At 73.2% G+C, this 24,286-nt stretch carries 13 protein-coding genes; 10 read left to right on the top strand and 3 right to left on the bottom strand.

Going from position 1 to position 24,286, the window contains the following annotated elements; all coding sequences use genetic code 11:
• The 5 genes from AC068B_RS27125 to AC068B_RS27105 all read left to right on the top strand — a co-directional run bounded on the left by AC068B_RS27125 (position 1) and on the right by AC068B_RS27105 (position 5,671).
• Entirely contained in the window at positions 1-2,565 is a 2,565-nt protein-coding gene (locus tag AC068B_RS27125) for an ABC transporter permease (RefSeq protein ID WP_478674252.1), read from the top strand.
• Positions 2,565-2,735: a hypothetical protein gene (locus AC068B_RS27120; protein WP_478674251.1), complete on the top strand. Its 171-nt coding sequence runs from the start codon at positions 2,565-2,567 to the stop codon at positions 2,733-2,735. The genes AC068B_RS27125 and AC068B_RS27120 overlap by 1 nt, the downstream gene beginning before the upstream one ends.
• Entirely contained in the window at positions 2,732-3,166 is a 435-nt protein-coding gene (locus AC068B_RS27115; protein ID WP_478674250.1) for a GNAT family N-acetyltransferase, read from the top strand. The genes AC068B_RS27120 and AC068B_RS27115 overlap by 4 nt, the downstream gene beginning before the upstream one ends.
• 160 nt (positions 3,167-3,326) lie before the next feature.
• Entirely contained in the window at positions 3,327-4,661 is a 1,335-nt protein-coding gene (locus AC068B_RS27110) for a hemolysin family protein (protein WP_478674249.1), read from the top strand.
• Positions 4,658-5,671, top strand: a complete 1,014-nt coding sequence (locus tag AC068B_RS27105; RefSeq protein ID WP_478674248.1) for a hemolysin family protein — start codon at positions 4,658-4,660, stop codon at positions 5,669-5,671. Before AC068B_RS27110 ends, AC068B_RS27105 begins: the two co-directional genes overlap by 4 nt.
• 78 nt (positions 5,672-5,749) lie before the next feature.
• On the opposite strand, the gene AC068B_RS27100 is transcribed toward AC068B_RS27105, so the two are convergent.
• Positions 5,750-6,025, bottom strand: a complete 276-nt coding sequence (locus tag AC068B_RS27100) for a holin (RefSeq protein ID WP_478674247.1) — start codon at positions 6,023-6,025, stop codon at positions 5,750-5,752.
• Positions 6,026-6,142: 117 nt separating this feature from the next.
• On the opposite strand from AC068B_RS27100, the gene AC068B_RS27095 reads away from it, so the two are divergent.
• A complete protein-coding gene (locus AC068B_RS27095; RefSeq protein WP_468566940.1) occupies positions 6,143-6,922 on the top strand; it encodes an SGNH/GDSL hydrolase family protein in 780 nt (259 codons plus the stop codon).
• Positions 6,923-6,971: 49 nt separating this feature from the next.
• Here AC068B_RS27095 and AC068B_RS27090 read toward each other — a convergent pair whose 3' ends face one another.
• A complete protein-coding gene (locus AC068B_RS27090) occupies positions 6,972-7,883 on the bottom strand; it encodes a glutaminase (protein ID WP_478674246.1) in 912 nt (303 codons plus the stop codon).
• 270 nt (positions 7,884-8,153) lie between these two features.
• Between AC068B_RS27090 and AC068B_RS27085 the strand changes: the two genes are divergently transcribed.
• Positions 8,154-9,041: an ArsR/SmtB family transcription factor gene (locus AC068B_RS27085; RefSeq protein ID WP_478674245.1), complete on the top strand. Its 888-nt coding sequence runs from the start codon at positions 8,154-8,156 to the stop codon at positions 9,039-9,041.
• A gap of 110 nt (positions 9,042-9,151) precedes the next feature.
• Entirely contained in the window at positions 9,152-9,535 is a 384-nt protein-coding gene (locus AC068B_RS27080; RefSeq protein WP_478674244.1) for a winged helix-turn-helix transcriptional regulator, read from the top strand.
• Between the two features lie 17 nt (positions 9,536-9,552).
• Here the strand turns inward: AC068B_RS27080 and AC068B_RS27075 are convergent, their stop codons facing one another.
• The gene (locus AC068B_RS27075; RefSeq protein WP_478674243.1) at positions 9,553-10,668 is read right to left on the bottom strand and encodes a MerR family transcriptional regulator; all 1,116 of its coding nucleotides are present in this window, start codon (positions 10,666-10,668) and stop codon (positions 9,553-9,555) included.
• A gap of 353 nt (positions 10,669-11,021) precedes the next feature.
• On the opposite strand from AC068B_RS27075, the gene AC068B_RS27070 reads away from it, so the two are divergent.
• Entirely contained in the window at positions 11,022-14,978 is a 3,957-nt protein-coding gene (locus tag AC068B_RS27070; protein WP_478674242.1) for a non-ribosomal peptide synthetase, read from the top strand.
• Positions 14,978-24,286 (top strand): amino acid adenylation domain-containing protein, encoded by a 9,309-nt coding sequence (locus AC068B_RS27065; RefSeq protein ID WP_478674241.1) that lies wholly within the window; start codon positions 14,978-14,980, stop codon positions 24,284-24,286. The genes AC068B_RS27070 and AC068B_RS27065 overlap by 1 nt, the downstream gene beginning before the upstream one ends.

Below are 24,286 nucleotides of genomic sequence, written 5' to 3'. Positions count from 1 at the left end.
GTGCTGAAGGCGACGCTCAGGAGCTTCCTCGCGCACAAGGGCAGGCTCGCGCTCTCCGCGCTTGCCGTCATCCTCTCGGTCGCGTTCGTCGCGGGCAGCCTGATCTTCTCGGACACGGTCACCCGCACCTTCGACCGCCTGTTCGCCTCCACCTCCGCCGATGTGACGGTGGAGCCGAAGGAGGACCTCGACGAAGCGGTGCCCTCCGGGCAGACGCCGACGGTCCCGGCGCACCTCAAGGAGCAGGTGTCCGGGGTTCCCGGAGTCGCGGCGGCCCACATCGACGTGTCCGTCGACAACATCACCATCGTGGACCGCGACAACGAATCCGTGGGCTCCACGACGGGCGCTCCCACGATCGCCACGAACTGGTACCCCACCGACCGCAGCCCCGTGGAGCTCACCTCGGGCCATGCCCCGCGCGGCGGCGGCCAGGCGATGATCGACGCGGACACGGCCGACAAGAAGAACGTGGAGATCGGGGACACGCTCACCGTCCTCGCACGCCCCGGCTCGTTCAAGGTCGAGGTCGTCGGCATCGCCACCTTCACCACCACCAACCCCGGGGCTGCACTCGTCTTCCTGGACACCGCGAGCGCCCAGCGCGAGCTGCTCGGCTCGAAGAGGGTGGCGACGAGCATCGACGTGACCGCCGCCGACGGCGTGAGCGACACGACGCTCAAGCGCCGCATCGGCGCCGAACTGGGCTCAGGCTACGACCTGAAGACCGCCGACGAGCAGGCCGAGTCCGCGGCGTCCGAGCTCGGCGGCTTCCTGGACGTCATCAAGTACGTGATGCTCGGCTTCGCCGGTGTCGCCGTGCTCGTGGGCATCTTCCTGATCGTCAACACCTTCTCGATGCTCATCGCACAGCGCACCCGCGAACTGGGCCTGCTGCGCGCGCTCGGCGCCGACCGCAGGCAGGTGCGCCGGTCGGTGCTCATCGAGGCGCTCCTGCTGGGGCTCGTCGGCTCGACGCTGGGGCTCGCCGCGGGCGTAGGTCTTGCTCTCGGCCTGATCAAGCTGATGGGCCTGCTCGGCATGAACCTGAAGTCCACGGAGATGGTCATCGGGTGGGCGACGCCCGTCGCCTCGTACGTCGTCGGGGTCGGCGTCACGTTCGTCGCGGCGTACCTCCCCGCCCGGCGGGCCGCGCACGTCTCGCCGATGGCCGCGCTCGCGGACGCCGAGATCGCCGGTGTGGGGCGGCCGTTGAAGGTACGGGCTGTCGCCGGTGCCCTCGTCGGCGCGGCCGGTGCCGCCGCCCTGGTCGGCTGCGCGAACGCGGAGAAGACCTCGTCCGCGGCGTCGCTCCTCGGCCTCGGCATCGTCCTGACCCTGATCGCCACGGTCATCGCGGGGCCGCTCCTGGTGCGCCCGGTGATCCGGGTCCTCGGCGGCGTCTTCCCCGCGGTCTTCGGCTCCGTCGGCCGGATGAGCCAGCGCAACGCGCTGCGCAACCCGCGCCGCACGGGCGCCACCGCGGCCGCGCTCATGGTGGGGCTCGCGCTGGTCGGAGGCCTCTCGGTGGCCAGCGCTTCGATGACGAAGTCGTTCGACCGGCAGATCGACAAGACGCTCGGCGCGGACTTCGTCGTGCAGAACAGCAACTTCATGCCGTTCTCGTCGGAGATCACCGGGAAGGTCGAGGACACCGAGGGCGCGGGGCTCGTCGTACGCCAGCGCTTCACCCCCATCGAACTGGCGCTGCCCGACGGCAAGAACGTCGAGTCGACCGCCGCGGGCTACGACCCGCAGCTCGACGAGGTGGCCAAGGTGACGTACGCGCAGGGCAGTTCGCGGGCCGCGCTCGCCGCGGGGCGGATCGGCATGGACGTGGACTACGCGAAGAAGCACAAGGTGCGCATCGGTGACGTACTGGAGGCGACGTTCCCCGGCGGGCGCGGCACGAAGCTGACCGTCGGCGCGCTCACCGACCAGGACTCGCCCGAGGGCTTCGGCGTCGAGGGCGGGCTCTTCATGGGGTTCGGCACGGTCGAGAAGTACGTGCCGGGCGGCCAGGACTCCGCGCTGTACGTCAACGCGGCGTCCGGCACGGACGCGGACACCCTGCGTGCCCGCCTGGACAAGAGCCTCGACCCCTATCCACAGGTGCAGGTGCGCGACCAGGCCGACTACAAGGAGCTGATCCGGCAGCAGATCGCCGTGATGCTCTACCTCGTCTACGCCCTCCTCGGTCTCGCGATCGTCATCGCGGTGCTGGGCGTCGTGAACACCCTGGCCCTGTCTGTCGTGGAGCGCACCCGGGAGATCGGGCTGCTGCGCGCCATCGGCCTCGGGCGGCGTCAGCTGCGCCGGATGATCCGTCTGGAATCGGTGGTGATCGCGGTGTTCGGGGCGCTGCTCGGGCTCGCGCTCGGGCTGGTCTGGGGCGTCGCCGTGCAGCAGGTGCTCGCGCTGCAGGGCATGAAGGAGCTGGCGTTCCCCTGGACGACGATCGTCGCGGTGGTGATCGGCTCGGTGGTCGTCGGCCTGGCGGCGGCGCTGCTGCCCGCGCTGCGCGCCTCGCGCATGAACGTACTGGCGGCCATCGCGCACGAGTGATGGACTGGCCCCTCGGCGGGCTCCCGATCCTGCTCATCGGCACCGTCCGCCAGATGGCCGACCAGCTGCGCGCCCAGCGGGAGCGGTACGGCTTCTCGTACATCACGGCCGTCCACATCCTGGAAATTTCGCGCGCCGGGGCGGCGGCCGGTGATGGGATGGCCGTATGAGCGATCTTCGAATACGGGCCGCGGCGGCCGGGGATCTGGATGCGGTGCTCGCCTTCTGGAAGGAGGCCGCCGAGGGCACGAGCATCAGCGACGACCGCTCCGGCGTGGAGCGGCTCGTCGCCCGCGATCCGGAGGCCCTGATCCTCGCCGAGCGCGACGGCGAGCTTGCGGGGACGGTGATCGCGGGCTTCGATGGCTGGCGCTGCCACCTCTACCGGCTGGCGGTGCATCCGGACCACCGCCGCCGGGGCGTGGGCTCGGCGCTGCTCGCCGCCGCGGAGGAGCGGTTCGTGCGGCTCGGCGGGCGCCGCGGTGACGCGATGGTCCTGGACGGCAATGATCTCGCCCACCACGCGTGGCGTGCGGCGGGCTACGCTCCGGAACCGCAGTGGAGCCGCTGGGTGAAGCCGCTGTCCGCGGGTACTCGGTAAACCCCGACAGAGGTTCGAGTGGCTTTGCTGATCCTTTACCATGGACCCACCACTCGTATCCAACTGAAAGGTGTGAGCGTCCGCCCATGGGCGAGCCTCCCAGTACCCGACATCGCGCATTCCTCCTGCCCCTGCCCGATCATGGGACGGAGGTGACCCGATGACCGAAGTGCTTCTGCTCCTCGTGGCGGTGCTGCTCTCGCTGGCGTGCGGTGTGTTCGTCGCCGCGGAGTTCTCCCTCACGACGGTCGAGCGCAGCGAGCTCGAGCGGGCAGTCGAGCGCGGCGAGCGCGGCGCCGCCGGTGCCCTCAAAGCCGTCAAGAACCTCACCTTCCAGCTCTCGGGCGCCCAGCTGGGCATTACCGTCACCAACCTGGTGGTCGGCATGCTCTCCGAGCCGTCCATCGCCGCGCTGATCGCGGGCCCGCTGCGCGACCTCGGCATACCGCGGTCGGCGGCGTCCTCCATCGCCCTGGTGATCGGGACGGCGCTGTCCACGGTCTTCCTGATGGTCATCGGCGAGCTGGTGCCCAAGAACTGGGCGATCTCCTCGCCGCTCGCCGTCGCCAAGCGGGTGGCCACGCCGCAGCGTCTGTTCAGCGCCGCGTTCCGGCCGTTCATCGCGCATCTCAACAACACCGCGAACCGTTCCGTACGCCGCTTCGGCATCGAGCCCGCAGAGGAGCTCGCCTCCGCGCGCGGCCCCAAGGAGCTGGTGGCCCTGGCCCGCCACTCCGCGAAGGCGGGCGCCCTGGAGGCGGACACGGCCGAGCTGTTCGTGCGCACGCTGAACCTCGCCGACCTCACGGCGGAGAACGTGATGACGCCCCGCGTGCAGGTCATGGCCCTCGACGTGCACGCCACGTGCGAGGACGTCGCGAATGCCACCCGCGCCACCGGCCTCTCCCGCTTTCCCGTGTACCGCGGAAACCTGGACACGGTCGTCGGCGTCGCGCACATCAAGGACGTGCTCGCCGTGCCCGCGGAGCGCAGGCAGCGGGTGCCCGTCGCCGAGCTGATGCGCGAGCCCCTGCTCGTGCCGGAGACGCTCACCGTCGACCGGCTCCTGGACCGCCTTTCGGGCAAGCGCACGATGGCCGTGGTCATCGACGAGTACGGCGGCACCGCCGGGGTGGCCACCCTGGAGGACATCGTCGAGGAGGTCGTCGGCGAGGTGCGGGACGAGCACGACCCGCACGAGACGCCCGACATCGCCCACGCGGGCACCGACGACGACGGCAGGACGCTCTACTCCGCCGACGGCGCGGCTCGCACCGACCAGCTCGCGCGGGTCGGCCTCCGGACGCCGGACGGGCCGTACGAGACGCTCGCCGGACTCGTCGCCACGGAGCTCGGCCGCATTCCCGCCGTCGGCGACAGCGTCGAGGTGGGCGGCTGGCGGCTCGACGTCGTCGACGCGGCCGGGCGCCGCGCCGCCCGCGTCATGCTGCACGCTCCGCTCGCCGCCGACGACCACGAGGAGGATGTCCGATGATCGCCGTTCAGTTGCTGATCGGTCTGGCGACGCTCGTCGTCAACGCCTTCTTCGTGGGCGCCGAATTCGCCCTGATCTCCGTGCGCCGCAGCCAGATCGAGCCGCACGCGGAGGAGGGGAACAAGCGCGCCAAGAGCGTGATGTGGGGCCTGCAGCACGTGTCGGCGCTGCTCGCCGCGGCGCAGCTGGGCATCACGCTGTGCACGCTCGTCCTCGGTATCGTCGCGGAGCCTGCGATCGCGCATCTGCTGGAGCCCGCGTTCGACGCGGTGGGCGTGCCGCACGGCCTGGTCCACCCGATCTCGTTCGTCATCGCGCTGGCCCTGGCCACGTATCTGCACATGCTGCTCGGCGAGATGATCCCGAAGAACATCGCGCTCGCGGAGCCCGTGCGCTCCGCGCTGCTGCTCGGCCCGCCGCTGGTGGCGCTCGCGCGGGCGCTGCGCCCCGTGATCTTCGCGATCAACGCGTTCGCCAACGGCCTGCTGAAGCTGCTGCACGTCGAGGCCAAGGACGAGGTGTCGGCGAGCTTCTCCGACGACGACCTCGCCCGCATGGTCAAGGACTCCGGGGACGCGGGTCTGATCGACAACCGTGCGCAGGAGCGGCTGCACGACGCGCTCGAACTGGGCCGCCGCCCGGTCAGGGACGTGGTCCTGCCCCTGGAGGACGTGGTCTACGCGCGCGTGGGCGTCACTCCGGAGCGGCTGGAGGCACTCTCGGCCGAGTCCGGGTTCTCCCGCTTCCCCGTGGTCGACGACGGCCGCCGGATCGTGGGCTATCTGCACGTGAAGGACGCCCTGGACCGGGCGCCGCGCGATCTGCCGTTCCGGGTGCCGGACATGCGCAAGATCGCCCAGGTGCGCGAGACGACACCGCTGGACGACGTCCTGACCGCCATGCGCGGCAGCCGTACCCATGTGGCGGCGGTGCTCGGCTCGGACGGGCGGCTCGCCGGGATGGTCACGATGGAGGACGTCCTGCAGCGGCTCTTCGGCCAGCCGGTGTGAGCCGGTAACCGGTGTGAGCCGGTAAGGGGTGGGACCGGGCCGGGGCGGCGTCTTCGTGGCCCCGGCCCGGTCCCACGTTCAGACCGCGGGCTCTCCCGCCGTCTTCGGCTTCTTCGGCTTCTTCGCCTTCGTGGTCGGCTGCTCGGTGATGCCGGGTCCTGCCGCCCCGACCTCCGAGGTGCCGATCGCCGTCAGGACCGCAAGGACCGCGGCCAGCCCCGCCGTCGCGAAGGCCGCGCCCCACGCGACGTCCAGCAGGCTGGTCGCCCCCGCCACCAGCACGGCGGCCAGCGCCTGCGCGAAGGTGCGGATCGCACGTTCCGTGGTGGCCTTCCAGAAGGCTGCGGTCCACATGGTGGCTCGCTCTCTCGTGACGATGGCGTGCCTATGACATACCGCCGTCGGGCCGCGCTGCCCAGATCCGCCGCACCGCCCCGCCGGACGGCCCGGCGGGTTACGATCACTTTCGCCATGCAGATGAATGTCAATTACACCAGTCTCGTCGCGGTGGGCGACTCCTTCACCGAGGGCATGTCGGATCTGCTGCCCGACGGCACCTACCGCGGGTGGGCCGACCTCCTCGCCGCCCGGATGGCCGCGCAGAGCCCCGGCTTCCGCTACGCGAACCTCGCCGTGCGCGGCAAGCTCATCGGCCAGATCGTCGCCGAGCAGGTGGATGTCGCGGCCGCGATGCAGGCCGACGTGGTCACCCTGGTGGGCGGCCTCAACGACACCCTGCGCCCCAAGTGCGACATGGGCCGGGTCCGTGGTCTGCTCGAGGAGGCCGTCGAACGGCTCGCCCCCTCCTGCAAGCAGCTCGTCCTGATGCGCAGCCCGGGACGGAACGGCCCGGTGATGGAGCGGTTCCGTCCGCGCATGGAGGAGCTCTACTCGTACGTCGACGACCTGGCGTCCCGGCACGACGCGATCGTCGTGGACCTCTACGGCGCGGCCGTCCTCGGCGACCAGCGCATGTGGGACGTGGACCGGCTGCACCCCACCGCCGAGGGGCACCGCAGGATCGCCGAGGCGGTGTGGCAGGCGCTCGGCCACGCCCCGGAGGACGACTGGCAGACGCCGCTGCCCGCCGCCGTGCCGCCGGGCTGGGCCACGCGCCGCATCGCCGACGCCCGGTTCGCCAGGCAGTACCTCGGCCCGTGGATAGGCCGCCGCCTCACCGGCCGCTCGTCCGGCGACGGACGCGCACCGAAGCGCCCCGACCTGCTCCCCTACGACGGCCCGCTCCCTTAGGGCCTGTGTCGGAAGCCCCGCCTGCCCCGCGGCACCCGGCGAAGGAGCTCTAGAACACCGACCAGCCCGTCACCGTGGTGAAGTGGTCGAGCGCGGAGACGCCCGCCACGGAGTTGCCGTACGTGTCCAGGCCCGGGCTCCAGACGCACAACGTGCAGCGCCCCGGGATCACCGCGACGATGCCGCCGCCGACGCCGCTCTTGCCCGGCAGGCCGACGCGGTAGGCGAAGCTGCCCGCCGCGTCGTACGTACCGCAGGTGAGCATGACCGCGTTGACCTGCTTCGCCTCGCGCGCGGGCAGCAGGCGGGTGCCGTCGCGGCGCAGTCCGTGCCGGGCCAGGAAGGCCCCCGCGAGGGCGAGGTCGCGGCAGCTCATGCGGATCGCGCACTGCCGGAAGTAGTGCTCAAGGACCGTGGAGACGGGGTTGTCGAGGTTGCCGTAGCTCGCCATGAAGTGCGCCAGGGCCGCGTTGCGGTCGCCGTGCTCGGCCTCGGAGGCCGCCACCACCGGGTCGAAGGCGACGTCCGGGTTGCCGCTCTCCGCGCGCAGGAACTCCAGCATCGTCGTGCCAGCGTCTCCGGTGAGGCTCTGCAGCCGGTCCGTGACGACCAGCGCTCCGGCGTTGATGAACGGGTTGCGCGGGATGCCGCTCTCGTACTCGAGCTGGACGAGCGAGTTGAAGGGGTTGCCCGACGGCTCCGTGCCGACCCGGTCCCAGATCCGCTCGCCGCCCTCGGCGAGGACGAGCGCGAGGCTGAAGGCCTTGGAGATGGACTGGACGGAGAACGGCTCCTCCCAGTCCCCCACCCCGTGCACCTCGCCGTTGACGTCGGCGACCGCCATGCCGAAACGCTCGGCGTCCACGTCCGCGAGCGCCGGAATGTACTGGGCCACTTGGCCCCGGCCCACCAACGGCCAGGCATAGGCGGCGACTTCTTCGAGAACGGCCTGGTAGTCCACAATCTGAGCTTTCTGCCTGTGTGGCGCGACCGTTTCCTCCCGAAAAGCCGCTGGATACAGGACTTTGTCATCGGTCGCGGCCACAGGATAACGCCTGGCCGAGATGGGCCCTCGTCCGGGATGTCGTGCGTGCCGGAAACTTGGTCGAGCGTCGGAGGCCAACGGGGGGAAGCCATGCTGCGCATCCATTTCACCGGCGACGACTTGGCGAACGTACGACTTGCCCGGCGTCCGGATCCGCTGTGGGAGATCGTATGCAGCCTGTGCCGCTTGCAGACACGCGAGGGCGCCCTCGCGTTCGCGCCATGGCGGCGGATGGCCGGTGGGCTGGTCCGGCAGGGGCGGGCGGGCCGAGGGGTGGCGTCGGCGCTGTGCAGTCTGGTGCCGCGTGCGGCCTACTTCCCCGACTTCCTCACCCCGCCCGTCGAAGTCGGGCCCCATGAGCTGCGGGACGGCATCGACCGGGTGCTCGCGACGCCGCGCCGTCGGCTGCGGCACGAGCTGTCCCTGCTGTCGGCGGGCGGTGGGCGCCCTTGGGCGGGTGCGGAGTTGGCGCGCGGTGACAGGGCGGCGCTGACCGCGCTCGGCGGGAACCTCCGTACCTACCACCGGGAGTTCATCGCGCCGGTGTGGAAGCGCATCGACACGGCCACGGCGACGGACCGGGCCCTGCGCACCCGCGCCCTCATGGACGGCGGGACGCGGGCCCTGTTGAACAGCCTGCGGCCGATGGCCGTGTGGGAGCCGCCGGTGCTCGCGGTCGACTATCCGGTTGAGCGCGACCTGTACCTCCAGGGCCGGGGCCTGCTCCTGGTCCCGTCGTACTTCTGCTGGCGGCGCCCCATCACCCTGGCCGACACCCAGCTGCGTCCGGTGCTCGTCTATCCGGTTGACAAGACCCCGTCGTCGCCTGCCGCCTCCCCGGCGTCGCTGGCCCGGCTGCTGGGGCCGACCCGCGCCGCGCTCCTGTACGAGACCGCCGTGCAGACCTGCCCCACCACCTCCGAACTCGCCCACGCGACAGGGGTTTCCCTGCCGAGCGCGAGCCAGCAACTCGCAGTGCTGCGGGAGGGAGGACTCATCGCGTCCCGACGCAACGGAAAGCGGGTCCTGCACACCGCGACCCCCTTGGGCCTGCGACTCCTCGACGGTCGCTGAGGCCACTCCCTCCACGACGTCTGCGCTGTGCTCTCTTGTGGTTACTCAGGAACCGTAGGAGAGTCAGCGCCGACCTGGAAGAACGTGTTTTTCGGTGACTGGGGGACCTGGTGGGGACCAAACTGCAGCTCAACGGCCTGCCCGAGGACGCCGACCTGCGGCGCGCGGACTCCCTGGCGCGGGAGATCTTCTCGGACGTCGCCAACAAGTGGGCGCTCCTGATCATCGAGGCGCTCGGCGAGGGCACCCTGCGCTTCAGCGAGCTGCGCGACGAGGTCGAGGGCATCAGCCACAAGATGCTCACCCAGAACCTGCGCATGCTGGAGCGCAACGGCCTGGTCGACCGGAAAGTGCACCCCACCGTGCCGCCACGGGTCGAGTACACCCTCACAGGACCTGGCCGGGCCCTGCGCGCCGCGGTCGACGTCATCTGCGGCTGGACCCAGCAGCACCTCGGTCACATCGAGAGCGCCCGGGACCGTTTCGACTCCTGACGGGCGCGCCGTTCTCGTCAGGCCACCAGCAGGCGGAGGCCCAGCTCGGCCGCGTCGAGGGCGACCAGGTGGCGGTTGCGCTCCGCCCACCGTCCCGAGGAGAGGTCGTCGTGGAGCCGGTCCACCGCGCGCTGTTCGGCCTCCGGGCCGACTCGGGTCCACACCGACACCGCGCGGCGCACGTGTTCCTCCAGATACGCCTCGGGGCGGCGCCAGTAGGCCTCGAAGAAGCCGTCGGCGCAGTCCCACGGGACGAGCACCGGTTCCGCGCGGCCCTCGATCGCACGGGCCAGGTCGGCCAGTGAGGGCCAGTCGGCGAGCAGGCCTGCGAACTCGGGCAGATAGTCGCGGGTGAGCCAGAAGCGTTGCCGCCAGCCGGTGTCACTCGCGTCGTACGTGAACACGACCACCCGGCGGGCCACGCGCCGCATTTCACGCAGCCCGGCGACCGGATCCGGCCAGTGGTGAACGGTGCTCACCGCCATCGCGGCGTCGAAGGACTGGTCCTCGAAGGGAAGGCTCTCCGCGGCGGCGGCCACGCACGGCGCCGCGCCCGCTGGACGCTGCGCCCGCATGACGGCCGACGGTTCCACCGACGTCACGTCGCGGTCCAGAGGCTCGTAGGAGCCGGTGCCCGCCCCGACGTTCAACACCGTTTGCGCGTCCCCGAGTGCGTCCCAGATCCTCTCGGCGATCCGCGGCTCGGTGCGCCGCGTCGCCGGATAGGCGGACCCGATGGTGTCGTACAACTGCGTTCCGAAAATCTTCAATTGCTCCTCCGGCGTGGTCCTGATCCCCATGGCCCGTGCCTCCAGCTCCCGGTCGATGGCGGTCACCGTGGCGGCGGCGCGATCCCGTTGCTCAAGGAGCAGGCCGCGCATCCGGCGCAGGTGCGCGACCGCGTCGGTGGCCGGGTCGTCGACCAGGCCCGCGATCTCGCGCAGTCCGAAGCCGAGTCGGCGGTAGCCGAGCACTTCGCGCAGCCGCTCGACGTCGCCCGCGGAGTAGGCCCGGTACCCGGCCTCGGTCCGCGCGGACGGTCGTACGAGGCCTATCTCGTCGTAGTGGTGCAGCGTGCGGACGCTCACGTCGGCCAGCTCGGCCACGCGCCCCACGGTCAGGTGCTCCTCCATGGCCCGGACTATCCGGCATCACGCCACGTGAGGGTCAAGCGCTCCCCACCCGGCGCCGCTCCCCTCGTGCCGGTGCCCGAAGGGCACTCCTCGATGCCCGGGTTTCTGCCCGCAATGCCCAAACGGGCAGCAATCGGGGCACATGAGTCCGTTGACACAGTGAAGAACCGAGGCCAATGATTGTGGCTGGCCGGACCCTTGACCCTCTGACCAGGCCTGACGACAGTCCGCGATTCGCCCACGCCGCCCACGCCGTCCCGGCACTCTCCACTCCACCCGCCCGCGGCGGCAATGCCGCACACGGCGGCTTCCGTCGGCGTCGATCGTCCACCTCACGGCAGAAGGACCGCTCCTTGACGGCGATACACACCCCCCACCCCGTGTCCTCCTGCGCACCGGAGTCCGGTGCGCGGCCGCTCTCGTCCTTCGGCCAGCAGCGCCTGTGGGCGCTGGAGCAGGCCGAGGGCTCCCACTCGGCGTACAACGAGCAGATGGCCTACCTCATCGAGGGCGACCTGGACCGGGCGCTGCTCGGACGGGCCCTCGACGCCGTGGCCGCGCGGCACGAGACGCTGCGCACCCGTTTCGTCGCGGTGGAGGGCGAGGCGCGGCAGGAAGTCGCGCCGCCCGGGGCCGGGTTCGCGCTGCACTCGGAGGATCTGTCCGACCGGCCTGACGCCGAGGAGGTCCTCGTCGCCCGGCAGCGCGAGGAGTGCGAGACCCCCTTCGACCTCGGCGCCGGGCCGCTCGCCCGGGGACGCCTCCTCACGCTCGCGCCGGACCGGCACGCCCTGCTGCTGACGATGCATCACTCCATCTTCGACGGACGGTCGATGGAGATCATGCTGCCGGAGCTGAGCACGGTCTACACCGCCCTGCTGCGCGGCGAGCAGGACCCGTTGCCGCCGCTGCCCGCGCAGTTCGCCGACCACGCGGCGCGGCAGCACGCGTGGGTCGAGGGCGAGGAGGCCGCCGCGCAGACCGCTTACTGGCGGGAGCAGTTGGAAGGCGCCCCCGCGCTGCTCCCGCTCCCGACCGACCGGCCGCGTCCGCTGCTCCAGGACCACTCGGGCGGCCGGGTCCCCGTCCGCCTCTCCCCCGGGCTCACGGACGCGCTGCGCGCCGCCGCCCGCGCCGAGCGCGGCACCCTCTTCACCGCCGTCCTCACCGGCTGGCACGTCCTCCTCGGGCTGCTCTCCGGGGAGGCGGACACGGTCGTCGGGATTCCGGTCGCGGGCCGTCGCCGTCCTGAGGACGCGCAGCTGATCGGCTTCTACGTCAACTCCCTCGCGCTGCGCACCGATCTGTCCGGCGATCCGACCGGTGCCGAGGCGCTCGGTCGCGTGCGTGCGGCGCTGCGCGGAGCGCTCGACCACCAGGACCTGCCCTTCGAGCGGGTGGTGAGCGCGGTCAACCCGCGCCGCGACCTCTCCCACAGCCCGCTGTTCCAGACGATGCTCGCGTGGGGCGCCACCCGCCAGGACCAGCTCCAACTGCCCGGCGCCCGGGTCGAGCCCCTCGACATCCCGCACGCCCCCGCGAAGTTCGACCTCACGCTGTCGCTGAACGAGGAGGACGGCGGAGTCGTCGGGCACCTCGACTACGCCCGCGCGCTGTTCAACCACGACACGGCCGAGCGGTTCGGCCGGTACTTCACGCGCGTGCTCGAGCAGTTGGCCCGGCACCCCGAGCGCGAGATCACCGGGTACGCGCTGCTGGACGCGGACGAGCGCGCGGAACTCCTCGCGGAGGGGCGGGGGCGGGTCGCCTCCGGCCCGGTGGCCGGGCCCGTCGAGCGCTTCGCCGAGCAGGTGCGGCTGCGGCCCGACGAGCCGGCGCTGGTCTGCGGCGGTACGCAACTGAGCTACGCGGAGCTGGACCGGCGGGCCAATCGGCTCGCGCACGCCCTGTACGCCCGTGGTGTGCGTCCCGGTCAGGTCGTCGGTCTGCACTGCGGCCGTACGGCGGAGCTGGTCGTCGGCATCTGGGGCGTTCTGAAGGTGGGCGCCGCGTACCTGCCGCTCGACCCCGGCCAGCCCCACGGGCGGCTCCGGGCCATCGTCGAGGAGGCCGCGCCGACCTTGGTGCTCGGTGATGTCGCCGACCCGCCGGGGCCGTGGCAGGAGCTGGCGGAGGTGGAGGCCGAGGGGGACCGCGACGACGCGCCCTGGGAGCTGCCGTCGCCCTCGCAGCTCGCCTACGTCATCTACACGTCGGGCTCGACCGGCCGCCCCAAGGGCGTCGCCGCGACCCATGGCAACGTTGCCAACCTGCTGGAGAACTGGCTCGCCGCCTACGGCGCCCTGCCCGGTGCGGCGTCCTCGGCATGGGCCAGCATCGGCTTCGACGCGTCCGTGCACGAGCTGTTCATCCCGCCGACCACCGGCGGCGTGCTGCATCTCGTACCCGACGAAGTGCGCGGCGACCCCGGGGTGCTGCTCGACTGGATGCGGGAGCACCGGATCGCGCACGCGTGGCTGCCCGCCTCGTACATCACCTGGATCGACGAGGACCCGGCCGCCCGCCTCGACGGTCTTTCGCTGCGGCAACTGGCCACCGGCGCCGAACCGTTGCCCGAGCAGGCGCTGTGGCGACTGCGCGCGACCCTGCCGGGTCTGCGAGTCTGCTACGTCTACGGGCCGACCGAGACCACCGTCTACAGCATCACCCACAACGAGCCGCGGGACCTGGACCGGCGCTCGCCGATCGGGCGGCCGGTCGACAACACCCGTATCTATCTGCTCGACCGGCGCCGCGAGCCGGTGCCTCCCGGCGTCGTCGGCGAGGTGTACATCGGTGGGGCCGGTGTCACACAGGGCTATCTGAACCGGCCCGACCTGACCGAGGAGCGCTTCCCCGCCGACCCGTTCGTACCGGGCGAGCGGGTCTACCGCACGGGTGACCTGGCGCGCCGACTGCCCGACGGGAACTACGAGTTCGTCGGCCGGGCCGACGACCAGGTCAAGCTGCGCGGGTTCCGCATCGAGCCCGGCGAGGTCGCGGCGGCCCTGCGCGAGCTGCCCGGTGTGCAGGAGGCCGCGGTCCTCTCCGACCGGGACGAGACCGGGGAGCTGTGCCTGGTCGCGGGCATCGGACGGGGCGAGGCCCCTGACTCCACGCCCGCGCAGTGGCGCGCGGCGCTCGCCGAACGGCTGCCGGACTACATGATTCCGTCGCTCTTCGCCGAGTTCCCGCGGCTGCCGCTGAACCGCAACGGGAAGCTGGACCGCAAGGAAGTCCTCGACCGTGCCCGCGCGTCGCGGTCCGACCAGGTCAACACCCTGGCGCCGCGCGACCGGGTCGAGATGGCGCTGTACCGAATATGGCGGCAGGTGCTGCTGCACCGCGACATCGGCATCACCGACGACTTCTTCGCGGTGGGCGGCACCTCGCTCTCCGCCATCAAGGTGGCGCATCTGATCCGGGAGGAGTTCGGCCAGACCCTGTCGACCCGCGACGTCCTCCAGTACCCGACGGTGGAACGGCTCGCGGCACGGCTGCGCGGGCAGACACCGGTGACGCCCGACGACGGCCTCGTCGAGATCCGGGCGGGCCGGAACGACGGACGCCGCGTGGTCTGCGTCCACCCGGCGGGCGGCACCGCCTTCTGCTACCTCCCGCTGGCGGGCGCCCTGCCGGACGGCATCCACGTGCAGGGGATCCAGGCACAGGGCATCGACCCGGGCGAGGAGCCGCTGCGCACGGTCGAGGCGATGGCGGAGCACTATCTGACGCTGCTGCAGACCAAGCCCGACGAATCCCTGGTCATCTGCGGTCTCTCCTTCGGCGGACTCGTCGCCCACGAGATGGGCCGGAAGCTCGCGCTGGCCGGGCACCACGGGGTGTCCGTGGTGCTGCTCGACACGCACGGGACGGACGACCCGGTGGAGCGGGCGAGGTTCGCGCCGGTCGACGCCGCCGAGTTCCGCGACAAGCTGGTCCGCTTCAACGGCATGTACCCCGGGATCGACGACGCGCAGATCGACCGGTACTTCCGGATCTACAACCACAACCGGGAGGCTGCCCGCGACTACGTGCCGGGGCCCTCGGACGCCCCGCTGCTCCTCGTACAGGCCGCCGAGGCGGAGGTCGCCGAGGGCGGTGACCCCGTGGCGGCGGGCGAGGCGCTGCGACAGTTCTGGCGCGCCCGCGCCGGAGCCGGGCTCACCGTGGAGATGGTCGACGGCGGCCACTGGGACGTCCTGGAGGGCGAGCGGATCCCCCGGATCGCCGACCTGATCGCGGACCGGCTCGCCCAGCCGGATGGCGACCCCGCCGCACCCGCTACGACCGCTACGACCGAGGACTGATGCGCACCTCATCCCGTTCCGTCGGCCTGGCCCAAGCGGTACACGAACAGAGCCTGCGGACCCCCACTGCCCCTGCCGTCGTCGACGGCGACCGGACCCTGAGCCACGCCGTGCTCGACGCGTCGGCCGCCGCCGTCGCGGCCGGACTGCGTGCACGCGGGATCGGCCCCGGCGACGCGGTCGCCGTGGGGCTCGCCCGGTCGTGGCAGCTCGTCTGCGTCATGCTGGGCGTGCTCCGGCTCGGCGCCCAGGTCGTCCCCGCCGACCGGCTGAGCCCCGCCGACCGCATCGGGCACATCCTCGACGACTCCGGCGCCCGGCTCCTGGTGCACGACGGCACGTTCCCGTCCGCCCCGGCTCTCCTCTCCGGCCTGCCCGCCGGGGTCACCGCGCTCGCGGCCGACGCGCTGCTCGACGCGCCGGTCCGCGCGGCGGACGGGCCGCCGCCCGCCGCGCCCGCGCCAATCTCCTTCGTCTTCTACACCTCGGGGACCACGGGACGCCCCAAGGGCGTGGAGGTCCGCGACGCGGGCATCCTGCGCCTGGCCGACCCGGAGTTCCTGCCGGACGCGCAGGGCGCCCGCTTCGCCTTCCTGTCGAACCCGGCCTTCGACGCGCTCAGCTTCGAGGTGTGGGTGCCGCTGCTGACCGGCGGCTGCTGTGTCGTCCTCGCCGACGAGGACGTGCAGTCCCCGGAACGGCTTGCCTCGGTGCTGCGCCGGGAACGTGTCCAGACCGCCTTCGTCACGACGTCGCTGTTCAACGCGGTGGTGGACACGGAGCCCGGCTGCTTCTCCGGTCTGACAGATCTGCTCGTCGGCGGCGAACAGCTCAACGCGCCGCTCGTGCGTCGCTGGTACCGCCACAACGCCGCCGCCGGGAGCCGCACCCGGGTCCACAACGCCTACGGCCCCACCGAGTGCACGACGTTCGCGCTGCACCACCCGATCCCGCGGGACTTCGACGCCTCCGTCGTGCCCCTCGGGCGCCCGCTGCCGCAGACCGGCATCACCTTGGTCGCGCCGGGCACCACCTGGCCGGTCGTGCCCGGTGAAGAGGCCGAACTGCTCCTTTCCGGGACCGGTGTCGCAGCGGGGTACCGCAACCTGCCCGCGGAGACCGCCCGGCGCTTCGTGACGCTGCCCGGCGAGGACGGCACGGCCACCGCGTACTACCGCACCGGTGATCTAGTGCGGCGCGCGGCCGACGGCGACCTGACGTACGTCGGCCGCGCCGACCGGCAGGTCAAGGTCCGCGGCTTCCGCATCGAGCCCGGCGAGGTGGAGCGGCACATCGCCGAGCACCCCGCCGTGCGACAGGTGCACGTGTGCGCCCACAAGGACGAGCGGGGCGGCCCGGCGGAGCTGCTCGCCTACCTCGTCGCCGAACCTGCCCTGACCTGGGCCGGGTTCGAGGAACATCTGGCTGCCGCACTCCCCGGCTATATGCGCCCGCACCACCTCTACCGCGTCCCCGCGCTGCCCCTCACCGCCAACGGCAAGGTCGACGAGGCGGCGCTCCGCGCGAGCGGCGCCGCGCCCTGGCGCCCCGAGGCCGCGAGCCGCCCGGCGGCCGTCGCCCCCCAGGCGGCGGACGAACCGCTGCGCGTGGTGCTCGACCTCGCGGGCGAGATCCTGGGCGTGCCGGGGCTCCGCCCCGAGGACCGGTGGATCGCGTGCGGCGGCGACTCGTTGAAGGCACTTCGGCTGCGGTACGGGATCCGTCGCCGCCTGGGCTGCGAGGTACCGGCCCACCGCGTGCTGCACGGCGATCTCGCCGGTGTCGCGGACGCCGTGCGCGAAGCCCGTGGCGACGGCGCGCCCGCGCTTCCCGAAGCCACCGCGGCCGGGGCCCTTTCCGGCCCCGCCACCGGCGAGCAGGAACGTCTCTGGTTCCTGCAGCAGCGGTCCCCGGACTCCCGCGCCTACGACGTCCGCCTCGCCTTCGCCGTCACGGGCCCGGTGCGCCGGGAGGCGCTGCGTTCGGCTCTCGCCGCGCTGGTCGCGCGGCACCCGGCGCTGCGGACCGGTTTCGCGGCGACCGCTGACGGGCTGTGGCAGCGGGTGGGCGAGGCGTACGACCCGTGGACGGACGCGGACGCGTCGGGCGCAGGGGCTCCCGAGGGCGCGGGGCACGATCCGCAGGACGCCTTCTTCGCCGTGCCCTTCGACCTGTCGTCCCCCAGGATGCTGCGCGCGTGCTGGCTGCCGTCGGAGGACGGCGGGACGCTGCTGCTGCACCTGCACCACGTCGCCGTGGACGGCTGGTCAGTCAACGTGCTGCTGCGCGACCTGTCGGCCGGGTACGCCGCGGCCGTCTCCGGCGACGCGGTGCCGACCTCGTCCGACGGGACGCCCACGCCGCTGGACTTCGCCGACTGGCAGCGCCATTGGCACACGAGCCCCGGGTACGCGGCACAGCGCGACGAGCTGTCGGCTCTGTACGCCGCGACCGCCGCCGACGCCGCGGACTCCGGCGGAGCGCAGGAGCTCCCGCTGCCCCGGCCAGGACACGACGCCGGGGGACGGCTGCTGTGCGACGCGCTCGACGCGTCGGGCCGCGCCGCTCTGGACCGGCTCTGCGGCGACCTCGGCCTGACGCGCTTCGAGCTGCTGGCCGGTGTCTACGCCTGGGCGCTGTACGGCGTGACCGGCCGGACCCGGCTGCGCGTGGCGGCGCCGGTCGCGCACCGGCCCGTGCGGGAGTTCTCGGACAGCGTCGGCATGTTCGCCAACACCGTGCTCCTTCCGCTGTCCGTGGACCCGCGGGGGACCGTGCGGGACGAGGTGGCGCGGACCGGCTCCGCCGTAAGGGAGTTGATGGGGCGTCAGGATGTGGCGCTCGCCGACGTCCTGACCGCGCGCCCGCACGGCGCCGCGGACGAGGCGCCGTTCGACTTCCTCCTCGTACTGGAGAACACCGACTACGACTCCCTCGCGCTGCCCGGATGCGCCGCGCGGCCGCTGTGGCCGGTGGCCGCGGAGGCCAAGTGCCCGGTGACCCTGACGGTCGTCGACCGCCCCGAGGGCCTCGAGTGTCTCTGGGAGTACGCCGACGACCGCCTCGACGCCGACCAGGCAGCCGCCCTGGCCGCCCTCTTCCGGCAGGGCCTGACCGCGTTGTCCGGCACCCCAGACACCACACCGGCGGAGCTGGCCGCGCCGTACCGCGGCTCGCTGCCCGAGCCGGGCCGGGGCGCCTCCGCCGAGCTGCCGTGGACCACAGTCGCCGAGGGCTTCGCCCGCCAGGCGGCCCGGGCCCCGGACGCGCCCGCGCTGCGGACCGCGACGGGCGCACTCTCCTACGCTGCGCTCGACCGGCACGCCGCCGCGCTCGCCGCGGAACTCGCCAACACGCTGCGGCTGCCGGACGCGGACGAACAGAGCCACGTCGCGCTGTTCCTGGAACCGTCCGTCGAGCACGTGGTGGCGCTCCTCGCGCTGGCCCGGCTGAACCTGACGGCGGTGCCGCTCGACCCGTCCTACCCGGCGGCGCTGCTGCGGCAGGTGCTGGAGCAGACCGACCCGCTGTGCGTGCTGCTCATGCCGGGCGACGGGACGGCGTTCGACGGCGTGGACCCCGGCGGCGCGCCCCGCCTGCACGTCACGCTGTCCGACGCGGGTTCCGACACCGAGGCCGCCGACGGCGGGCCGGTGCTGCCCGCACACCGCGGCACCCGACCGCTGTACACGCTCTTCACGTCAGGCTCCACGGGCCGACCCAAGGGTGTGCGGGTCTTCGACCGCACGCTGAGCAACCTGGTGCACTGGCAGGCGGGCCCCGGCGGCCTGGGCGCGCCCGCGCTGACCCAGCAGTTCGCCATGCTCTCCTTCGACGTCTCCTTCCAGGAGATCTTCGGCACCCTGTGCACCGGCGGCTGTCTGCGGCTGATCGATCCCGCCCTGCGACGGGACGTCCCCGCGCTGCTCGACCAGCTGGAGTCGGAGGGCGTCGAACGGCTCTTCCTGCCGTACGTGGCCCTGCAGTTGCTCGCCGAACACGCCGTGCACCTGGGCCGTTACCCCGCCCGGCTGCGCGAGGTGGTGACCGCGGGCGAGCAGCTCGTCTGCACCGGCGCCATCCGCCGGTGGTTCGCCGAGATGCCCGGCTCACGGCTTTTCAACCACTACGGCCCGACCGAGACGCACGTCGTCAGCGCCCTGTGCCTGGACGGCGATCCGGCCGACTGGCCGGACCGCCCGGCGATCGGGCACCCGGTGGCGGGCGCGGTGCTGCGCGTCGTCGACGAGGCGGACCTCCCGATGCCTCCCGGCGGCGCCGGAGAACTGCTCATCGGCGGCGTGCCGGACGAGCCGTGCTACCTGGGCGAGACCCCGCTGAACCGGGAACGGTTCGTCCGGCTCCCGGGCGACGGGCTCTTCTACCGCAGCGGCGACCGTGCGCGCTTCGACCACGACGGTCTGCTGCACTGCCTCGGCCGCGCGGACGACCAGATCAAGCTCAGCGGCCACCGGCTGGAGCCGGGACAGGTCGAGGCCGCGCTGATGCGCCACGACGCCGTCCTCGGCGCCGTCGTCGCCGTCGAAGGGGCGTCGCTGGTCGCCTGCCTCCAGTGCCGCGGCGACGCGCCGACGCCCGCGGAGCTGCGCGAGCACCTGGCCGGGCTGCTCCCCGGGCACATACGCGTGGAGCGCTTCCGTCTCCTCGAACGGCTGCCGCGCACCCCGAGCGGCAAGCTAGACCGGGCCGCCGCACTGCGCGCACCCGGCCTGGACCTCGGGGGCGCCCCCAGCGGGAACACCACAGCGCCGCCGTCCGCACGGGAGGCTCAACTGGCCGCCGTGTTCGAGGAAGTGACCGGCCTGCCCATCGCGGCGGACCAGACCTACTTCGCGGCGGGCGCCTCCAGCCTCGGCCTGATGCGCTTCCACCTGCGCTGCACCGCGGGGCTCGGCCTCCGCTTCACCGTCGCCGACCTCTTCGAACACGTCACTCCCAGGGAGCTGGCGGGATTCCTCCAGCGCACAGAACGCCAGCGCACGGACCCGGTGGCAGATACGCGTACGACCAACTCCCCCACCGGGGCGGCGGACGACCCCATCGCTGTCGTCGGGATGGCCGTCCGCGCACCCGGCGCACCCGACCTCGCGGCCTTCTGGGACCTCGTCGTCTCCGGGCGGAGCGGCATCGAGTACTTCGACGCGCCGGACGGCCTGGTCGGCGCGCGCAGCCAGCTGGACGGGATGCTGGACTTCGACCCCGCACGGTTCGGCATCAGCCGTCAGGAAGCCCGGCTGATGGACCCGCAGCAGCGCCAACTGCTCATGACCTGCGTCGAGGCGCTCGCCCACGCGGGCATCGCCGACCCCGGCGCGCTGCGGACCGGTCTGATCGCGGGCGCGGGCGAGAACACCTACTTCCGGGCGATGCTCCGCGACACCGATCCCGACGCGCTGCCCGACGACTTCCAGCTGGCCCTCCACCACGAGAAGGACTTCTTCGCCACCAAGGTCGCCTTCCACCTCGGGCTCACCGGACCTGCGTTCGCGGGCCAGACGGCGTGCTCAAGCTCGCTCGTCGCCGTGCACCTCGCGGCGTCCCTGCTGCGGCTCGGCGACGCCGACGTGATGCTCGCGGGCGGCGTACTCGTCGACCCGGAGCTGTCCGACGGATACCGCTACCGTCCGCAGCACATCTTCTCCCCCGACGGCCACTGCAGGCCCTTCAGCGACGACGCGGGCGGCACCGTCGGGGGCAGCGGCGCAGGGGTGCTCGTACTCAAGCCGCTCGCCCGCGCGCGCCGTGACGGCGACACCGTCTACGCGGTGCTCAGCGGCTCCGCGGTGAACAACGACGGCGCGGCCAAGCTCAGCTACAGCGCCCCGTCCCTGGCGGGTCAGCGCGAGGTGATCCGCAGCGCGCTGACGCGCAGCGGCCGCGCGGGCTCCGACGTGGCGTACGTCGAGGCACACGGCACCGGCACCCGGCTCGGCGACCCGGTGGAGGCAGGGGCGCTGCGCCAGGCCCTCGGGGTGGACGAGCCCGACCATTGCGCCCTCAGCTCGGTGAAGAGTCAGATCGGCCATCTGGGCGCGGCCGCCGGAGCCGTGGGTCTGATCAGGGCGGTGCTCGCGGTCCACCACGGCCGGATTCCACCGACGCGTGACTTCCGCGCGCTCAACCCGGAGATCGGTCCCTCCCCGGCGCCCTTCTACATACCGACGCAGGCGCTTCCCTGGCCGGAGGGCCGGGAGCGGGTCGCCGCGGTGAGCAGCTTCGGCATCGGCGGCACCAACGCGCACGTGATCGTGGAGGCGGCGGCTCCGTCCGCGGTCCCGGTCGCGGAGGAGGTCACGGGCTCCGAAGCCGTGCCGCTCGTCGTGCTCTCGGGTGTCGGCGAGGCCCAACTCGCCGCGGACGCCGCACGCGTCGCCGACCACCTCACCCGGCATCCCGACAGCTACGCCCGTACGCTCCGGCACCTTCAGGCGGGGCGGCCGCAGGGCCCGCTGCGTGCGGCCGCCGTCTGCCCGGACGCGGCGACCGCGGTCGCCTGGCTGCACACGGCGGCCGCTACGGCGGCGCGGCCCGAGCCCGTGCCCGGTCCCGCCCTGGAGACCCTGGGCCACCCGGCGCCAGAGCTGGCCGACGCCTGGCTGGCGGGCCGCGCGCTCGCCTGGCCGGACGGCCCGGCGCAACCGCCGTGGGACTTCCCCGCCCCGGCGTTCGACCTCTCTCCTTACGACCTGCCCCGCGCGGCCGCCCGGCCCCCGGCGCTCCCGTCGACCGGCGGGGATGCCGCGTCCGACGTCGTGGCCGTACCGGTCCGGCTGCCCGAGACGGAGTGGCTGCACCAGCCGCAGTGGACCCGGCTGCGGCGGGCCGCGGCGGGCCCCGCCGTCGCGCCGTGCGCGCGGACGTTGGTCGTCGTCGCCGACGGCCCGCCGGACGGCGCCGCACCGGCCGTGCTCGCCGCGGGCCACCGCCGCGTGGTGTGGGTCAGGGCGGCGGAACACTTCGCCCGCCCCGAGCGCGACCGTTTCGAGGCCGACCCGGCCGACCCCGAGCAGTTGCGGCGCGTCCTGCACGCGCTCGCCGAGGAGGGCTGCGCGGAGGTCGACTGGCTGCACACGCTCCCGCTCGGCATCGACGGGTCGGTCGGCGACAAGTCGCTCGACCGGGCGGTCTGGGCCTGCCTGGACACCCCCGCCGCCGTGGTCCGCGCCCTCCAAGGGGCGCCGCGGGAGCTGACGGTACGGCCGTGGTGGCTGTCGTGCGGGGCCCGGCCTGTGCTCGGCGCGGTCACCCGCCCGGAGGCGGCGCTGCTCGCCGGAGTCACCGAGGTCGCGCCGCAGGAGGGTGCCCCGGACGGGCACTGGGTGGACGTCGAGGACCCGGACGGCTGGGCGCCGCAGCTGTCGGCGCTGCTGGTCGCGTCGGCCTCCGCACCACCGCCGCGCCATCTGGCGCTGCGCGAGGGCTACTGGTGGGAGCAGGTCATGCTGCCCCTGCGCGGGGCGGCTCCGGAGGGGGCGACGGCGATGGCCGCGGCGGCTCCCGCGGACGGCGACCACTTGATCCTGGGCGGCACCGGCGGCCTCGGCACCGGGCTCGCGGCCTGGCTGCTCCAGCACACCGAAGGACGTGTGCTGCTGCTGTCCCGGCGGCCGCGGCTGCCCGAGGAGCTGGCCCGCTGGGCGGACCGCGTCGATCTCGTCGAGGCGGATCTCGCCGTCACACCGCGGAAGGAAGTGGCGGCCCTCATCGCCGCCCGCACGGCGGCGCTGGCCTCCGTGGTGCACGCCGTCGGGGTACCTGCGGGCGGTCTGCTGTCCCTGCGTGAGGCGGGCTCCGCACACGTGGCGCACGCCGCCAAGGTGCGCGGCGCCCTGCTGGTGGAACTCCTCGTCGAGCAGTTCCTGCCGGACGTCGCGGTCTACTGCTCCTCCATGTCGGCGCAGCTCGGCGGCGTCGGCCAGTACGACTACGCGGCGACCAACGCCCTGCTCGACGCCTTCGCCCAGTACGGCGGCGACGGGACGGGGCGGACCGCGCGGACCTCGCGGATCGGCATCGGCTGGGACGTGTGGCGGGAGGCGGGCATGGCGGTGCGCGGACCGCGGAGCGACAGCAGGCACCAGGCGCACCTGGAGGTGGGCCTGACCGCGGCCGAGGGAGTGCGTACGTTCGCGCGGGCGCTCGAACTCCGGCTGCCGCACGTGCTCGTGTCCACCACGGACCTCGACCGGTCCCGCGCCTTCTACGCCGGTCCGGTGCCCGGCACGCCGCGTCAGAGCAGCGCGCCCGCGGAGGAGGGCCAGGCGCCCGGCGAGCTGCTGGCCGAATGGACGCGGACCGCGCTGGACGTCGACGACCTCGCTCCCGACGCGTCGCTGTACGACCTGGGGGCCGACTCGCTGACCCTCCTGGACCTCATCGAGAAGATCGACCGGCACTTCGGGGTGGAGCTGGACCTGGCCTCCTTCAGCCACCGGGCCAGCCTCACCGAGATCGTGGAACTGCTTGCCGAACAGCGCGGCGAGCCGACGGCCCCGGCGGACACCCACACGGAGACCGAGACCGACGAGGTCGCCCTGGAGGTGTGGCAGGAGGGCACAGGCACCGACGTGGTGTGCCTGATCCACCCGGTCGGCGGGGACATCCAGTCCTACCGTCCCCTGGTCGCCGCGCTCGACCCGGGCCTGTCCGTCGTACTGATCGCCGACCCCGGCCTGCGGCAGGCAGCCCCGCCCGGCTGGACGCTGCGCGACCGCGCCCGGCGGTACGCGGCGGCGCTGCGGGCCCGCTTCCCCCGGGAGGCGTGGCGCTGGCACCTGGCGGGCTGGTCCTTCGGGGCCTGGGTCGCCGCCGACATGGCGGCCGAGGCCGAGGCGGCCGGGCACCCGGCCCGCTCGCTGCACCTGGTCGACCCGCCGCCGCCCGGCAGCGGCACGGTCTTCGAGGGGTACGACGACACCCAGCTCAGCGCGGTGTTCGCCGCCGAACTCGGCATCGCGGGGGACGGTGCGGCGGGGCAGCAGGCCCGTGCGTACGCCGACCGGCTCGCCCGCTGCTGCCGGGCCAACCTGCGCAGCATGGCCGCCCACGAGGTGCCCCGGATCGCCACCACCGCCACCCGGCTCTGGCAGGCCGAGCGGCCGTTCGCCGGGCTCCCCGCGCTCGGCAGCCCGGCTGAGCAGCGCGCCCGCTGGCGTGCCCGGCTGCCGGAGACGCTGGAGTGGGGCGTGCTGGCCACGGACCACTACGGCATTGTCCGGCCGCCGCACGCCGGAACGGTGGCGGAGGCGATCAACATCGCGAGCCACACCGCACCGCACCGCCCCTGA

It is taken from the genome of Streptomyces sp. NPDC042371, assembly GCF_056437465.1.
This window is presented reverse-complemented; position numbering and strand designations above follow the sequence as displayed.

Excerpts from the sequence above, each read along its gene's own strand:
- AC068B_RS27065 (WP_478674241.1), top strand. The coding sequence starts at position 14,978 with ATGCGCACCTCATCCCGTTCCGTCGGCCTGGCCCAAGCGGTACACGAA.
- AC068B_RS27105 (WP_478674248.1), top strand. The coding sequence starts at position 4,658 with ATGATCGCCGTTCAGTTGCTGATCGGTCTGGCGACGCTCGTCGTCAAC.
- AC068B_RS27115 (WP_478674250.1), top strand. The coding sequence starts at position 2,732 with ATGAGCGATCTTCGAATACGGGCCGCGGCGGCCGGGGATCTGGATGCG.
- AC068B_RS27120 (WP_478674251.1), top strand. The coding sequence starts at position 2,565 with ATGGACTGGCCCCTCGGCGGGCTCCCGATCCTGCTCATCGGCACCGTC.
- AC068B_RS27110 (WP_478674249.1), top strand. The coding sequence starts at position 3,327 with ATGACCGAAGTGCTTCTGCTCCTCGTGGCGGTGCTGCTCTCGCTGGCG.
- AC068B_RS27100 (WP_478674247.1), bottom strand. The coding sequence starts at position 6,025 with ATGTGGACCGCAGCCTTCTGGAAGGCCACCACGGAACGTGCGATCCGC.
- AC068B_RS27075 (WP_478674243.1), bottom strand. The coding sequence starts at position 10,668 with ATGGAGGAGCACCTGACCGTGGGGCGCGTGGCCGAGCTGGCCGACGTG.
- AC068B_RS27095 (WP_468566940.1), top strand. The coding sequence starts at position 6,143 with ATGCAGATGAATGTCAATTACACCAGTCTCGTCGCGGTGGGCGACTCC.